11 protein-coding genes are annotated in these 15,116 nt (G+C 47.7%); 3 read left to right on the forward strand and 8 right to left on the reverse strand.

Going from position 1 to position 15,116, the window contains the following annotated elements; translation table 11 throughout:
- The 7 genes from NCI00_RS04225 to NCI00_RS04255 form a co-directional block, all read right to left on the reverse strand.
- Entirely contained in the window at positions 1–453 is a 453-nt protein-coding gene (locus NCI00_RS04225; protein ID WP_253525340.1) for a DUF4440 domain-containing protein, read from the reverse strand.
- 147 nt (positions 454–600) lie between these two features.
- Entirely contained in the window at positions 601–2,112 is a 1,512-nt protein-coding gene (locus NCI00_RS04230; RefSeq protein WP_253525341.1) for a choice-of-anchor I family protein, read from the reverse strand.
- Positions 2,113–2,220: 108 nt separating this feature from the next.
- Positions 2,221–2,787: a DUF4256 domain-containing protein gene (locus tag NCI00_RS04235; protein ID WP_253525343.1), complete on the reverse strand. Its 567-nt coding sequence runs from the start codon at positions 2,785–2,787 to the stop codon at positions 2,221–2,223.
- A gap of 23 nt (positions 2,788–2,810) precedes the next feature.
- A complete protein-coding gene (locus NCI00_RS04240; RefSeq protein ID WP_253525344.1) occupies positions 2,811–3,194 on the reverse strand; it encodes a DoxX family protein in 384 nt (127 codons plus the stop codon).
- A 6-nt stretch (positions 3,195–3,200) separates the two neighbouring features.
- Positions 3,201–3,680 carry an SRPBCC family protein gene (locus NCI00_RS04245; protein ID WP_253525346.1) on the reverse strand — a complete coding sequence of 160 codons (480 nt, stop codon included), beginning with the start codon at positions 3,678–3,680 and terminating at the stop codon, positions 3,201–3,203.
- A 6-nt stretch (positions 3,681–3,686) separates the two neighbouring features.
- Positions 3,687–4,010, reverse strand: a complete 324-nt coding sequence (locus tag NCI00_RS04250; protein ID WP_253525347.1) for an ArsR/SmtB family transcription factor — start codon at positions 4,008–4,010, stop codon at positions 3,687–3,689.
- A 271-nt stretch (positions 4,011–4,281) separates the two neighbouring features.
- Positions 4,282–5,589 (reverse strand): hypothetical protein, encoded by a 1,308-nt coding sequence (locus NCI00_RS04255; protein WP_253525349.1) that lies wholly within the window; start codon positions 5,587–5,589, stop codon positions 4,282–4,284.
- A gap of 224 nt (positions 5,590–5,813) precedes the next feature.
- On the opposite strand from NCI00_RS04255, the gene NCI00_RS04260 reads away from it, so the two are divergent.
- Positions 5,814–7,007, forward strand: coding sequence for a DegT/DnrJ/EryC1/StrS family aminotransferase (locus tag NCI00_RS04260; RefSeq protein WP_253525350.1), 1,194 nt, complete (start codon positions 5,814–5,816; stop codon positions 7,005–7,007).
- A 107-nt stretch (positions 7,008–7,114) separates the two neighbouring features.
- Positions 7,115–9,787, forward strand: coding sequence for a glycoside hydrolase family 2 protein (locus tag NCI00_RS04265; protein WP_253525351.1), 2,673 nt, complete (start codon positions 7,115–7,117; stop codon positions 9,785–9,787).
- 120 nt (positions 9,788–9,907) lie between these two features.
- Here the strand turns inward: NCI00_RS04265 and NCI00_RS04270 are convergent, their stop codons facing one another.
- Positions 9,908–12,475, reverse strand: a complete 2,568-nt coding sequence (locus NCI00_RS04270) for a glycoside hydrolase family 20 protein (protein WP_253525353.1) — start codon at positions 12,473–12,475, stop codon at positions 9,908–9,910.
- Between the two features lie 292 nt (positions 12,476–12,767).
- Between NCI00_RS04270 and NCI00_RS04275 the strand changes: the two genes are divergently transcribed.
- Positions 12,768–15,110 (forward strand): hypothetical protein, encoded by a 2,343-nt coding sequence (locus NCI00_RS04275; protein WP_253525354.1) that lies wholly within the window; start codon positions 12,768–12,770, stop codon positions 15,108–15,110.
- Positions 15,111–15,116 lie beyond the last annotated feature (6 nt).

Consider the following 15,116-nt stretch of genomic DNA (forward strand, 5'->3'; position numbering starts at 1 on the left):
CTATTTTGGCATTGGGGTAGAGTGCATTTGAGTTAGCCACCAGCGGCGGTTTTTCTTGACCAAAATGGCACTTTCTAGCCATTTGACGGTTCTTTTTTCGTTGGTCTCGGCGTGGGTTAGCGAGGCGGTATTGTAATACCCCACCCACGCAATGTCTTTTTTGACGTTAATCCGAATGAAGTTAAAGGCGTTGGTTCTTACCCAAACCCGCTTCTGCGCCTGCCGTTTGGCCACGAAATTACGCAAGGTATCAGTTGTCCAGAGATACCCCACTTCGTAGAGTTCAAACTCGGGCGTACAGTTGCGCTCCATGTATTTGAGGTCATTTTGGGAGAACAGCTCAAAAAAATCGGCAATGACGTTTTTAATAGCCACAGTGTCTTTGGCCAATGTTTGGGTAAAGCCGCTCAGGGGTACATATCCTAAAAGGCAAACAAGGAGAATTTTTTTCATGGGTTTGTCGAAGTAAGCAGGCAATTAACCGATTTTGCCGCGTTTGGGCAAGGAAAATTAGCAAAACAGCTTAACGACCTTCTTACTAATACAAACATAGGCTGCTCCGCATAGCAGAACAGTCTATGTTTGTATTAAGGATAAACCTTACTGAGGCATGTACACTTTGATGACGCCATCGTTTTCGCTGCTGACCACAAACAAACTCTTTTTAACGGGGCTGTTTTGGGCGGGAATAAACAGAACACCTTCTGGAGCATCGCCACTTTTGAGTATTTGTAAAAATACTGGCGAAGTGGGGTTAGTTACGTCATAGATTGCCACCGCATCAGCTCTTTCCATACCCACAAAAGCAATCTTACGACCGCCCACCGTACCCACCGCGATACCTTCGGGTTCAACGCCTTTATCGTCGCTTCGACCGTCATCGTATACACCCGCAGTTACGGCGCGTTTTTCGAGGTCGTTTTTACTGTCGAATACCAAGCTACCATTGGCTCCGTTCCAAACACTAAACGAACGGGCACCTAAAGAATAAAGTGCTTCGAGTTCGCCATCCCCGTCGGTGTTTCCGAGCGTTGTGGTGATGTTTAGGCGGCCCAATTGTGTTGCCTGTTTCAGCGTGGCAGCCGTGGGAAACACGGCAGGGTCAAGCGTAACGGCATTGGCGCTTATCCTGCGTATCTCCGAGAATCCGCTATATTCGCGGGCATCTCCTTCATTGGCGGTGAATAAATAGGGGGTTCCGCCAGTTTCTACTACGGCAATGGCGTCGGGTTGGTACATGCCAAATACGGGCCATTTCTTAAACGCCACGGCATTGTCTTGGTCGCTCACATCAATGGCGTTTTCGTCCAAATTGTAATTTTTGAAGCCTAACGGAAAAATGTCAGTGATGGTTTTTGACGCGAGGTTAATTTTGGCAATGGCGTTGTTTTCCTGCAAGGTCACCCACGCCGTTTTTGAATCTTCTGACACCGTAATATATTCAGGTTCAATGTCTTTGATGATGTCGGCACCAGGGCCGAATAACCGAAAACCCTTAGCCATCAAGGCGGCAAGTTGGGGGGCAAAAGCCGCAAAATCAAGCGTAACGACCGAATAGTTGTTATCTACTGAAATGATAGAAACCGTACCAGCGGGGTCGACGGTATAGGCGTCGTTTGGCTCACCTTCATTGGCGGTAAGAATAAAACGTCCGTCGGGTGAGTAAGTAATCATGTCGGGCAATGCTCCCACGGGAATCACTTTTACTTCTTTGTAATCTATGGTATTGAAGATGACCACTTTCCCGTTCTCTTGCTTATTTAGGGATTCAATGGCCGCCGCCAATTGACCTTTGTATACACTTACGCTGTTGACCGCTCCGCCGTAAGGGGCCATGCTGATACTCCCGATTACTTTCATCGCCGACGGGTTGCTAAAATCAATCACGTCGATTTTGTTGATGGGGTTATTCCCCGCTACGTTATTGTTGACCACAAAGAGCCGACCCGTAACGGGGTCGTAGGCGCTTATTTCAGCCGCGCCAATATCGCCAATGTCGATACTGCCGATTTCGGCAAAAGTAGAGGGGTTTTCGTTGGCGGGGTCAAGGCGGTGGTCGTCGCAACTGATGATGACGAATAACAGCGAGAGAGAGAGTAATATTTTTTGCATCGTGTTTTATTTGCAAAAGTACCCTCCCGGTATTACGCGGATATGAATAAACCATTAAGTGATGGTTAAATGTAAGAAGGACGTCATGAGCCAATTTTTTGAACAAATTCAGACCCTTAGCGAGCCACGAAACCCTCGGGCAGCGTAGTAAGATTCGGCGCCGTTGTGATACAAAAAGACGGTGTCGTAGCGACGGTCGCAAAAAAGGGCACCACCACGCTTTCTAATTTCGGCGGGTGTTTGTACCCAACTTGAGGTTTTTAGATCAAAATTTCCCAATTGCTGCAACTGTCGGTATTGTTCCTCCGTCAGAAGCGCAATGCCCATATCGGCCGCCATCTCAACGGCGCTATTTTCGGGCTTATGTTCTTTCCGTGACTCCAGTGCTTCGTGGTCGTAGCAAACACTTCTACGGCCTTTAGGACTTTCTACCGCGCAATCATAAAAAATGTATTCGCCAGTCTTGGCATCATAGCCCACCACATCGGGCTCACCGCCGCTAATTTCCATTTCATCAAGCGACCACAGTTTTTCGGGGTTTGCTTCCAGCTTTGCCAGTACGTTAGTCCATTCCAACCCCTGATGTCGGTTTTTATTTTTCTCAAAGCGCGTTTTCAATACGCTGAGCAGTTCTTCCCGTTGTTCCGACGACAATTCTTTTTTAGTGTTATTCATGGTTTTGTAGGTGTATTAACTGTTTATTGAGCAACTAAACTGATTTTTCTATCGGCAGGCCTGAAATACCACGATACCGCCGTCAAGATTAGTAACAGTAACGGGCCGAACAGCTCTTTTGGGGAATCACCCAATAAGATATGTGAAAATACCGCTCCCGACATGGCAAAGAAAAAGCCTGCATACGCCCATTCTTTCACTAACGGAAATTTGGGGATAAGCACAGCCACCACTCCCAATAGCTTCCAAACACCCAGCAACGTTAGAAAATAGACAGGATAGCCCAAATGAGCAAACATATCCACTTCTTCTTTCATTTTTAATAATTGTACAATTCCCGTGGATAGCATTCCCAAAGCCAACCAGACAGTAGCTATCCAGTAAATGATTTTATTCCGTTTTGTCATAATGGATTATTTTAATGGGTTTAGGATGTCCTGTATTCGGTTGTGGGCCATATTGATGCCTTGTGCAAAGGGTAACTTGAGCATTTGGTCTCGGTCGGCCACGGAACGATATACGATATGCATGGTGAGTTTGCTGGTGGCTTCGGTGAGTTTCTCAAATTCCAAAAACTCCAACTGAATGGGAAATCGGTACGCCGAAGCGGGGGTATTTTCCATTTCAAACGTCCGGGTGATTTTCTGGGTTGGCACAAACTCATGAATGACGCCGTTGAAACCGTATTTGTTTCCCTTTGGGTCGGTGGTTTCAAATTGATAACTGCCGTGCTTTTTGTTCTCCAATTTCAGCACTTTCGTTCCCATCCACTGCTCCACAATGTTGGGCTCTTCGTAAGCCTTGAACAATAATTCTAGGGGCAAATCAAATTCCCTCGTAATCGTCAAGTCCTGTTTGCCGTCTTCGGCGTGGATTTTTGTTTTTTGTTCCATGCTGTTTTATTTTTCTGTTTTGTAATTTTTCATGATGGCTTCCAATTTGTTAAATCGGTCGTCCCACATTTGGCGGAACGGCTCAATAAAATCATCTACTTCTTTCATTTTCAGCGCATTGAGTTGATAGTAGATTTCTCTGCCGTTTTGTTGTTGTTGCAGCAATTCACACTCGGTGAGTATTTGCAGGTGTTTGGAAACCGTCGGGCGGGCGGTGTCAAAGTTGGCCGCGATGGCCCCCGCCGTCATAGCTTGCGAAGCCAGCAGCAGCAGAATAGCCCTCCGTGTGGGGTCGGCAATGGCTTGAAATACGTCTCGTCGTAAGTTCATCGTGTAGTCATTTGACTACAAATATATGCGTAGCTATTTGACTACACAAATTTTTCTACGATTTTTTTGGGGGTGAGAAACCTCGGAGTATTCCTCACCCTTAGTATACGGGGACACAGGTCAAGGGGCAGGTTATTTTTTGGAGTTTGGTGGGTGGGGGGCTATTTTATAAAGTCTTTCTAAAGAATGTGCATAACTTAGTGTCCAACGGCAAAACCCCACAAAAAAAGCGCTGGTTGCCCAACGCTTTTTTTATTTTTTAGACCATGAATTACTTCGCTTCCTCCACTGGCGGCGGTACGCCAAAGCGCTTTTGGGCATTTTTCAGCTCGTCGTGGGAGTTGATGAGGATGAGCGTCAGAAACGCAAAAACGACCAGCAAAATGCCGAAATTGACGCCCCATTTCTTGGGCGCAAGCGGTTTGGCGCTAAACTCGGGCTGGGCTTTACCAATCAACAGGGCTACGATGACCCAATTGACAATGTAGAGATACTGCTCAATGCGATAACCACTCATAAAAGCACCCGTCACCAACAGGCTGAACATCACATACAGCCCCCAATGACCAAGGAAAAGGGTATAAATTTCGTTGGCGCTGTAAGCAAGCGGATTAGGTTTGTTTTGATAAAAACGCACCCACCAAAAAGCCGTAAACGCCACCACCAGACCAATTGATGTCCATTGTACCCCCACCAACACGGGGCTGTCTTCGGCCAAAGCCAACTTACTAAAAATTCCCTGAAGGCGGTCTAAGTCAAAGGATTGGTCCCAGACAATAAACGGAATCACCAACACAACCATCAGCAACGGAAACCACACCTTGGATTTGGGTTGGGCATCGTCGGTCTTTTCCCAATGAGAGGTCAGCGTGCCGTAAGTCATGCCGAGTCCGCCGAAAAAGCCTAACGAATATTCCATCACGTTCCAGAAATTGAACTTGATGCCTGATACATGCCCAAGTACTTGCAGAAAATTCCCGAAACCAAAGCCAAAGCCCCCGCCCAATCCCGTAAACACCGCCACACGCAGGGCTGAATAATGCTTATTTCGGACCAGATACCACGTCAGGGCCACGGCCGAGCCAAAGCAGGCCGCCCACATTTCGGAGCGCGGCGGGGTCATGCGCCATTCAAATTCTTCAATCATAAAGAAGTAAAAAACAATCGCCCCCACGACCATTTCAATGATTACTTCGTGCCATTTGACAGGTTTGGCAGCTGAATTTTCCAACGCTAATCCAAACAAACCCCCTCCTACAAAACCGTACAATCCGCCAATCACAAACAGCATCAGCAAGCCGTAATAGACGTTTACAAACTCAATTCCGCGCCCGTAGCCCACTACAATTCCATAACTTGCCAAGCCGCCCAAGCCCCAGCCAATGGCCCCCGCAAGGGTAGCGGCAAAGACTTTGGCGTACCAATCGGCACGTTTGGCCACGAGCAAAACGCTCAGCGAACCAATGGCCCCCGCCCAAGCAGCGCCGTGTTCGTGACCGAATTGTCCGCGAATGGCCCAGGCCGTCCCGAGTGCCATTCCTACCATGAGCATCGCAAAATAGAGTTGTTTGTTTTTCATCTTGAAAGAAGGTATTTTAAGGGTTTAGTGTCGTTTTTTGATATACAGTTTTATCGAGAAAAAGGGCTACTTTAGGTTGTTTTTTGGGTCACAGAGTGGCACAAAGTTTTTCTCTGTGTAGCTCTGTTTCTCTGCGGTTAATAAAAAGGCGCTGAGTAAAAGAATAGCCTAAAACACTCCCAAAACAGTATTATAGTTTATACTAAGAAACCCATTATAATAAAGTGGAAATAGCCGAAAAAACCGTCAAGAAGACCTTTTCTTGGCCCATATTTGATGAAACCGAAGTAGAAGCCGTGGCCCAAGTGGTACGGAGTGGCAAATGGGGGAATCCCGATTGCGGCGATTTGGTCGAGGCGTTTGAGAAAGAATTTGCCGCGTATTGCGGCAGTAAGTACGCCGTTAGCTGCGTCAACGGCTCGGTGTCGCTGCGGTTGGCCTTGATTGCCTGCGGCGTAAAGCCCGGCGACGAAGTCATCGTACCGCCTTATACGTTCATTGCCACGGCCTCCACGGTCATTGAGGCCAACTGCGTGCCCGTCTTTGTGGATTTGGACCCCGATACGTACAACATTAGCCCCCAAGCCATCGAGGCTGCCATTACGCCACGCACCAAAGTTATCATTCCTGTACATTTTGGTGGACAGTCTTGCGACATGGACGCCATCATGGACATTGCCAAACGTCACAATCTGCGCGTCATTGAAGATGCCGCCCACGCACACGGAGCCGAATACAAAGGCAAAAAACTAGGCTCCATCGGCGATGTGGGCAGTTTTAGTTTTCAATCTTCCAAAAACCTCACGGCAGGCGAAGGCGGAATCGTGGTAACCGACGATGATGAACTCTACGCCATGATGAACTCCCTCCGCAACGTGGGGCGCATTGAAGGCGGGCAGTGGTACGACCACTATAACCCGGGCTGTAATTACCGCATTACGCAAATGCAGGCGGTATTGCTCTCGGCTCAACTCAAGCGCCTAGAGGCACAAACCCTCACCCGAAACGAAAATGGGCTGTATTTGAATCAGTTGTTGGAACAAATCGACGGCATTACGCCTTTAAAACGCGACTCCGACATCACCCTGCATTGCTACCACATTTACATTTTCAAATACGACAAAACGTACTTTGGCGGACTGAGCAAAACCGAATTTGTGGAGCGTTTGGCGGCAGAAGGTGTGCCATGTTTTCGGGGCTATCCTCATCCGTTGTACAAACAGCCGTTGTTTCAAAACAAGAATTTTATGTGCTACGCCATTCCTGACGATGTAGACTACACGCAGGTAGAGTGTCCCGTTGCGGAGCGCGCGTGCAGCGACGAAGCCGTTTGGATTTTGCAACATGCGATGTTGGGAACCAAAGAAGACATGGAGTCGTTTGCGGAGGCCATAAAGAAAGTACAAAGAGAAGTTTAAAAATGGAGGTCACAAAGTCATACAGAGTTCCGCCACAGAGTTTCATAAAGTCAGTAAGACCCTGTGCTTCACTCTATGAAACTCGGTGACCATTTTATTTAGAAGCAATGCAAAAAACAATCTTAAAACTCAATTTCATCTTAGTAACGGTACTCGCTCTCACAAGCTGCGGGTCAAAAATAAAAGTTGAAGACCGCGCCTTGCGCGACGGTTGGATGATTGCCTCCTCGAAAGAAGTAACCGGCGACGCCAAAGCCCTCTCGGAGAAAATCAACGCTTCCGAAAAATGGTACAAAGTCACCTTACCCACCACCGTTTTGGGAGCATTGGTAGACGCGGGCGAGTACAAGGATGTGTTTGTAGGAAAGAATCTGGAAAAAGTGCCGCGTGCGCGTTTTGAAAACAATTGGTGGTTCAGAAATACCTTTACCGTTGAAGACTTTGACGCCCAAAAAGAACAATTACGGCTGTTGGTAGAAGGCATTAACTACCGCGCCAATTTTTGGGTGAACGGTAAACAAATCGCCACGCAGGACACCTTGTTCGGGGCGTTTCGGCAGTTTGATTTAGACATTACGCAAGCGGCCCAAAAGGGAGAAAATACGCTTTTGGTGGAGATTTTTCCGCCCAAAGTTCGTGATTTTTACATGGGTTACGTCGATTGGGCCCCCACGCCTCCCGATCATTTTATGGGTATTTACCGTGACATTCGCCTCAAACGTTCGGGAAAAGTGTCGCTCAATGCGCCGTTTGTAGCTCCTGATGTAGACACCAAAGACCTGACCAAAGCGAGCGTGACCGTCAGTACCGAAGTCCAGAACCACGGCAGCGAAGCCAAAACGGTGGAGATTTCGGGAAAAATAGACGACATTACGTTTAAGAAAACTGTCAAATTGGCTCCCAACGAGCGACAGGAAGTAAAATTTACGCCGCAGGAATTTGCACAATTGAACCTCAAAAACCCACGCCTTTGGTGGCCGAATGGCTTGGGAGAGCCCGCAATGTATCAACTCGAATTGGAGGTCAATGAGCAAGGAGTCGTACAGGATGCACAATCCACGAAATTTGGCGTACGAAAAATTGAAACCGCGCTCAACGACAAAGGCGTACGCGGCTACAAGGTCAACGGCCGCGACGTTCTCATCAAAAGCGGCGGTTGGGTAGATGATTTATTTTTGCGATTCATGCCCGAAAAAGACGCAGCGCAATTGCGTTACGTCAAAGAAATGAACCTCAACTCGCTGCGGTTTGAAGGAATTTGGGGCAACAATCACCATCTCTATGACCTATGTGACGAAAACGGAATTTTGCTCATGGTCGGCTGGAGTTGTCAGTGGGAATGGCCCGATTATTTGGGCATGGAGCTGAAAATGAAGCCCGGCGACGAAAACCTCCCCATCAACGAAGGAGTGGATTTGTACGCGGTAAAACTCACGCCACAGGAAGAGATTTTGCTTTCCAACTACTTCCGCGACCAAGTGAAATGGCTGCGCAATCACCCGAGCATCTTCACTTGGGCGGGCGGCAGCGATGCCATGCCCAAGCCGTCATTGGAAAAAATGTACCAAGAGACCCTGAAAAAATACGACCCAACGCGGGAGTTTTTGGTATCGTCGGGGGCGTTTGTGAGCACGATTTCGGGTTCGTCGGGTATGAAAATGAATGGGCCGTACGAATACGTGCCGCCAGTGTATTGGTACGAAGACAAGAAACTAGGCGGCGCTTACGGCTTCAATTCCGAGGTAGGCCCCGGCCCGCAGATTCCCCCCGTAGAAAGCATCAAAAAGATGATTCCCGAAGCTGATTTGTGGCCTGCCGACAACAAAATGTGGAATTATCACTCGGGACGTAAAGACTTCAATACGATGGGTGTATACCTCAAAGCCCTCAACAACAAATACGGCACACCGACCAATTTGGACGATTTGGCCATGAAAGCGCAGTTGATGAACTACGAAGCAATTCGGCCTATGTTTGAGGCGCACGTCATCAATCGTCCCACGGCCACTGGCGTAGTGCAGTGGATGCTCAACTCGCCATGGCCAGAGTTTTACTGGCAGTTGTACGATTATTACCTGATGCCGACGGGCGCGTATTACGGCACAAAAAAAGCCGCTCAACCGCTCAATGTGGTCTATGATTATTTCAATCGTACCCTCCACGTAAGTAACGACACCCGCGCCGCCATCAAAGGATATCAGGCGGAAGTGAAGTTGCTGGACCAAAATTCCAAGGTGATTTTTGAGCAAAAACAAACGTTTGATGTAGCAGAAAATACCGTTCAGAAATGGATGCAACTTCCTGCGTTACAGGGTAAAAATCAAGTCTATTTTTTATCACTAAAACTTAAAGATACCGCTGGTGATATTGTGGCCGATAATTTTTATTGGCTTCCAACCAAAACCGATGAGCTGGATTGGAAACAGTATTTTTGGTTTTACACTCCTCAGAAACAGTACGCGGATTTTACGGCCTTAAATACGTTACCCAAAGTAAAACTCCAAACCGAAAAAACGCTCAAAGAGCAGGGCGATGAATACGAAGTGGCCGTAAAACTCACCAACCCTTCGGACAAAGTGGCCTTCTTCATTGAACTAGAATTGGCCAAAGACGCCAAAGGTGCCGCGATTTTACCCGTTTTTTGGACGGACAACTACGTATCATTATTGCCGGGTGAAACCAAAACGGTCAGCGTTAAATGCTACAAAAAAGACGCAGATAACAAAGCCCCGGCGGTGCGGGTGAAAGGGTATAATTTGGAAGGAAATTTGGCTTTGTAAGATGTTTTTTCAAGCGCCAGACCCACCCCGCCCTAAAGGGCACCCCTCCTTGGAGGGGAATAAAGCGAATCCCCTCTTGGGAGGGGTCGCCGGAGGCGGGGGTGGGTCTGGCACATTGAATCATTTAGCACTCTCCACCCAATGATGAAACGCCTGTACGTTGGGTGCGCCTTCTTCGGCGAAATGCGTGATGCCTTCTCTTTTTACAATGGTATTAAATTTGAGATATGTGCCATCCACCCGCGAAAACGTTGGGTTTTTGCGGCATTTTAAGTACAACAACGGCAACGAAGCCATTTCAACACGACGCAAAATTTCATCATTGTCCGCTACTTTTTCGGCTTCTTTGAAAAGCTTCGATGCCTGTTGGACAAAATCTCCCGCAAAAATGACATCGTCGGGTTTGAGTCCCAAATGAATGTGCGTGTCGGGGGTAATTCTTCCTTGAAGCAAATCATAATATTGGCGAATAAATTTCCCCGCCCGGCCGTAGTAGCCAACCATAAAATCATCCACCACTTCGTTGACGTTGCACTCTGGATTCCACAGTAATTTGGAAATCAGGTAGGCCTTCAACTCCGCAAATTCTCCCCCGCGACTTTGGTAAGCCGCCTGCTCCATGATACCGATGGCGTTATTTTCCTTAAAAGTCTTGATGTTGGGTTGCAGCACTTTAAAATTAGGATACGGCATGATGTAATGCCCAAAATTGACCACATAATCCCAAATGTACATGTGCGGAGCCAAGGTCGACCAGCCTTTGAGGTCTTGCAAAAACGATTGGTTTTCGGGGCAAGATTTAAAATCGTGCGCAAAACAGCACTCAATGCTGCAAAGCCGCACCACGACATTATTGCGCGGACGAATGCTTTTGGGCGGCGTACGGGTGTATTGATAGGCCAACGTTCCAATAAATTTATTTGGAAATTCTTTCTCTACTGCCTCGGCTACTTGGTTCACAAACCAAATATTAATACCAGATTCGCCGCCTTCACGCTGCACAATCGCCTGACATTTATCGCATTGACAGGGATTGTACCAGTCATTTTGAGAGACATCATAAATCAGATAATCGGGACTTTCGCGCATCCGTTTTTTGATGCGGTCGGTGATGATTTGCAACACGTCCGGATTGGAAAGGCACAATTGTGCGCGGTCGTGGGTGCGTTTGCCTTCGATCAAACTGTAATATTCGGGATGTTTTCCAAAAAACTCCGCCGGAGGCATAAGTGGATAAAAGGTGTGCACCGACCAATACGCCTCCACTCCACCAGGCTGCTGTCGCTGATTCATTGCTCCGTTCATCTTGTTGCGTGCGGCCCACGTTGGGTCAAAGGCTTCGTAATAAAAGTCATTGCGCACCCGAACACCCGGCGCTTCCGAATGGTCAAAATGATTGAAAATCAACTCGTCTCTTTTGGGAATGACCTGCACCGTGGGCGTATAAAACCGACAGCCTAATTCGTTTTCCAAAAAAGTCATGACACCATACATGGTGCCGCGTTGACTACCGCCGTAAATCAAAATATCCCGTCCTGCGTTGCAATAACGAAACGATTCGTCAAGTTGGGCAGGCGGGGTAGCTCCCGTTTTCGTTTTGATAAACTCATTAAAACCTACCACAATTTGCGGGCCGTCGAAGGGTTGGTTTAAGGACTGAATCGGCAGTTCGGCCCCGCTGATTTCTTTCAACCAACGTTGCAATTCCTGCGCGGCCCACTGCTCAGAAGCGGAGGCTGTGGAGGCCAACGCAATGCGATAACTTGATTTTTTTTGAGCAAACAGCGTGTAATTAATGCGCTTTCCTGCCTCAAACGGAATAAGTTGCGTCAATTTTTCTCCGTTTTTCAGCTGGATGTCAATTTGTACCGTAAAAGGCTGTAAATGACTGATTTTTAAATTAAACGGATGGGTAAAGTTGCGGCCTCGCTGTTCGGTTAACACCACCTTCTTTTGGTTGTCACGAATGGAATACTGGATACTTTGGACCAATTCATTCAACACCGTGCTCGATAACTCAGAAGCCAATTCGGCCTCGCCGTTTTCCTTGGTGGTCACTTTGAAAATGCCGCCGTTCGCCATCAATTTTTGGGTCGAAAAGGGAAACAATCGAACGCAGAACTCCCACCGATTGCCGCGCTCTTCTACTTTGAGAAGCAATGTGTTAGTGCCTTTTTTGAGAGTAACGGGAATAATGTCATCGTCGACGGTCAGGCCGCGCGCGCCAGGCGCATCCCACACTTCCACGCCGTTTACCCACAATCGTCCGCCGTCGTTGGTGCCCAGCGCCACAAACCAAATACCTGCTTCTGGGGCCTGCACTTCGGTGTAGGCGTATGCGCACATATTGTCTTCCCGTGAAATGGTTTTGTTCAAGTCAATGATAGAATCCGAAGTGGTATGCACCTGCCATTTGGCGGTTCCGTTGGCGTGTTTGACCACGTCGCCCGCTTTGATTTTTGGATTTTTTTCACCGCCGATTTTGCCTAAAAAGTCATTATTAAACCCCACCAAATGGTCCCATTGCTGAAAAGCATCTGTGGGTTTTTCCAACGAAAACGGTCCGCACAACAGCCACGTTTGGAGCCATTTTCCTGCCGCAATGGGTTGAGGGGTAAGTTTTTGGGCGGAGCTTTTTCCCGTAAAGAAGAATATTGAAAAACAGAGGTATAGAATGCATTTTTTCATGATAGAAGGTTTAGAAAGAGGGATAAATAAAGTACCTTTTTTAGGGACAAAAAGGCTATTGGTAATCTTTGATTTACGCTCATTTTGTCATGCTGTAAGCATCTAAATAAATGCCGTCTTTTTCTCTATAACATGAAAGCCCTTTCTTATAATTATCGACCCCCATGAATAGGTTTTTAGACCCTTACAGGGTGACAAAGCGAGGTGGCAAAAGAGGGCTTTTGCTATTCTTCAATAGCCCAAACCTCTGCTTGATAAGTAATACAACAACATTCATTTGATTTACAAACCCATGTTTTCTAAAAATACTTTTTATCTCTTTGGCCTTCTGCTTTGCAGCGCATTGATGCTGAACGCTCAACCCATTAGCCTTAAAAATGCCACGGTTTTAGTCGCTTCGTCGGTGCCGTCCCCTATGAAAGAAACCGCCGCGCGAATGTTGACGGAAGAAATCGCCAAGCGCACCAATATAACACTTAAAACAGCAACTGCTTGGCCTAAAACAAATGCAGTAACGGTGGCGCTTGTACTTGCCAGTGACCGTGAATTGTTAGGAAAAATGATTCCTGCCCGACCCGATAAAAGTAGTGCGGAATACCAAGCTGAAGGTTTTCGGGTGGTAAGTGAAACCAATGAAAAAGGTGGTGTTTTATGGGTCATCGGAGCCGATGCGCGCGGGGTTTTGTTTGGTACGGGTTGGCTGCTCAGAAAACTTCAATTAGCGACAGGAGTAGCTCAGTTGGATACTAAAATGGATTTTGCTTCCTCGCCAGCCTATCCCATTCGGGGGCATCAGTTGGGCTATCGTCACACCGCCAACTCGTACGATGCGTGGAGTGTGGCGCAGTATGAGCAGTATTTCAGGGAGTTAGCGATTTTTGGCACCAATGCCGTAGAAGGAATTCCGTTTCACGAAGATGAAAAACCCAATCCGCATTTTAAGATTCCTGCATCCGAAATGCGCATTAAAATGGGGGAATTGTGCCAACTATATGACATGGATTATTGGGTTTGGACGCCTGTGACGTTTGAACTGACCGACAAAGAAAAACGCACTGCCGAACTCAAACTGCACGAAGAGTTTTACAAAAACTGTCCGCGCCTTGACCATATTTTTGTACCCGGCGGCGACCCTGGCGATAATCATCCAAGCGAGGTGATGCCGTTTTTGAAAGACCTGCACCAAATTCTCACCAAATACCATCCCAAAGCTAAGATATGGATTTCGTTGCAGGGTTTCAGCGTGGAGCAGGTAGATTATTTTTATCGTTATCTGGCCGAAAATAATCCCGATTGGTTGCAGGGCGTAGTCTCCGGACCGAGCAGCCCGCCGATGGCCGAAACCCGTTATCGTTTGCCGAAAAAATACCAACACAGGGAGTATCCCGACATTACGCACAACGTCCGCTGCGAGTTTCCGGTGCGCGGTTGGGACCAAGCTTACGCCCTCACCTTGGGCCGTGAAGCGTCCAATCCGCGTCCGTACGCCTTTGCCGAAATCCACCAAACGTACGCACCATTTACCGACGGTTTTGTGTCGTATTCGGACGGTTGTCACGATGATGTCAACAAGGTGATTTGGAGTATGCGCGGTTGGAATCCGCAAACGGATGTGCGGGAAATTTTGACCGATTATACGAATTTCTTTTTTGGGAAAACCGTTACAGAATCCGCTGCTGATGGTATTGCAGCACTTGAAAACAATTGGAAAGGGCCACTCGCTCAAAACGGCGGCGTAGAGGCAACGTTTGCCTTTTGGAAAAATCTCGAAACCACGAATCCAACCTTAAAAGGCAACTGGCGCTGGCAGATGCTGTTGCTGAGGGCTTATTATGACACCTACACCAAACGCAGACTAACCTACGAGCAATCGCTTGAAAAACAGGCGAATGCGCTACTATCAGAAGCCCCAAAAACAGGTGCAGAAAAGGCCATGGAAGCGGCATTGGAGACCGTAAACAAAGCCGATAAAATAAACATCGCTCCCGAACTGCGTCAGAAAATTGAGCAATTGTGTGCCGATTTGTTTGCTTCGATTGGTTTACAAACGAGCGTATCCAAGCATCAGGCCAAAAGTCACGAGCGCGGTGCGGTGCTGGATTTGGTGGATTATCCGCTCAATAACCGTTGGTGGTTGGCCGATGAATTTAAGAAAATCAGCGCATTGCCTTCCAACGAAGCCAAACTGCAACGACTCAAAACCATCAGTACGTGGGAAAACCCCGGGCCAGGAAGTTTTTACGACGATGTATCGAGCGTGGCCAAAGGCCCGCGCGTCAAGACGGTCTCCGAAGATGCGACCGACGTGGCTTGGTGGCAGGACGGTTTCAGTCGGGCACGGCTTTCGTCGCAGTTGTTTCAGAAATGTCCAGAATTGGTTTATGATAATCTGCAACCGGGGGCGCGCTATATTATCCGGGTAGTAGGCGAAGGCGAAGCTTTGTTGCGGGTAGATAACCATCGTTTGCAACCAACCGTTTATAACCGTGAAACCGAATCGGTGAAAGAATGGATCGTGCCGCTTTCGCTGACGCAGGATGGGAAATTGCACGTGACGTTTGATGAGCCGGAAGAGTCGCATTTGAACTGGCGCAAGCAGTCTAAGATTTCGGATGTTTGGTTGTTGAAACAGTAAAAACCA

This window comes from Runella salmonicolor, from assembly GCF_024158025.1.
GTDB classification, from domain to species: domain Bacteria; phylum Bacteroidota; class Bacteroidia; order Cytophagales; family Spirosomataceae; genus Runella; species Runella salmonicolor.

Excerpts from the sequence above, each read along its gene's own strand:
- NCI00_RS04245 (WP_253525346.1), bottom strand. The coding sequence starts at position 3,680 with ATGGAACAAAAAACAAAAATCCACGCCGAAGACGGCAAACAGGACTTG.
- NCI00_RS04250 (WP_253525347.1), bottom strand. The coding sequence starts at position 4,010 with ATGAACTTACGACGAGACGTATTTCAAGCCATTGCCGACCCCACACGG.
- NCI00_RS04240 (WP_253525344.1), bottom strand. The coding sequence starts at position 3,194 with ATGACAAAACGGAATAAAATCATTTACTGGATAGCTACTGTCTGGTTG.
- NCI00_RS04270 (WP_253525353.1), bottom strand. The coding sequence starts at position 12,475 with ATGAAAAAATGCATTCTATACCTCTGTTTTTCAATATTCTTCTTTACG.
- NCI00_RS04235 (WP_253525343.1), bottom strand. The coding sequence starts at position 2,787 with ATGAATAACACTAAAAAAGAATTGTCGTCGGAACAACGGGAAGAACTG.
- NCI00_RS04275 (WP_253525354.1), top strand. The coding sequence starts at position 12,768 with ATGTTTTCTAAAAATACTTTTTATCTCTTTGGCCTTCTGCTTTGCAGC.
- NCI00_RS04265 (WP_253525351.1), top strand. The coding sequence starts at position 7,115 with ATGCAAAAAACAATCTTAAAACTCAATTTCATCTTAGTAACGGTACTC.
- NCI00_RS04255 (WP_253525349.1), bottom strand. The coding sequence starts at position 5,589 with ATGAAAAACAAACAACTCTATTTTGCGATGCTCATGGTAGGAATGGCA.
- NCI00_RS04225 (WP_253525340.1), bottom strand. The coding sequence starts at position 453 with ATGAAAAAAATTCTCCTTGTTTGCCTTTTAGGATATGTACCCCTGAGC.
- NCI00_RS04230 (WP_253525341.1), bottom strand. The coding sequence starts at position 2,112 with ATGCAAAAAATATTACTCTCTCTCTCGCTGTTATTCGTCATCATCAGT.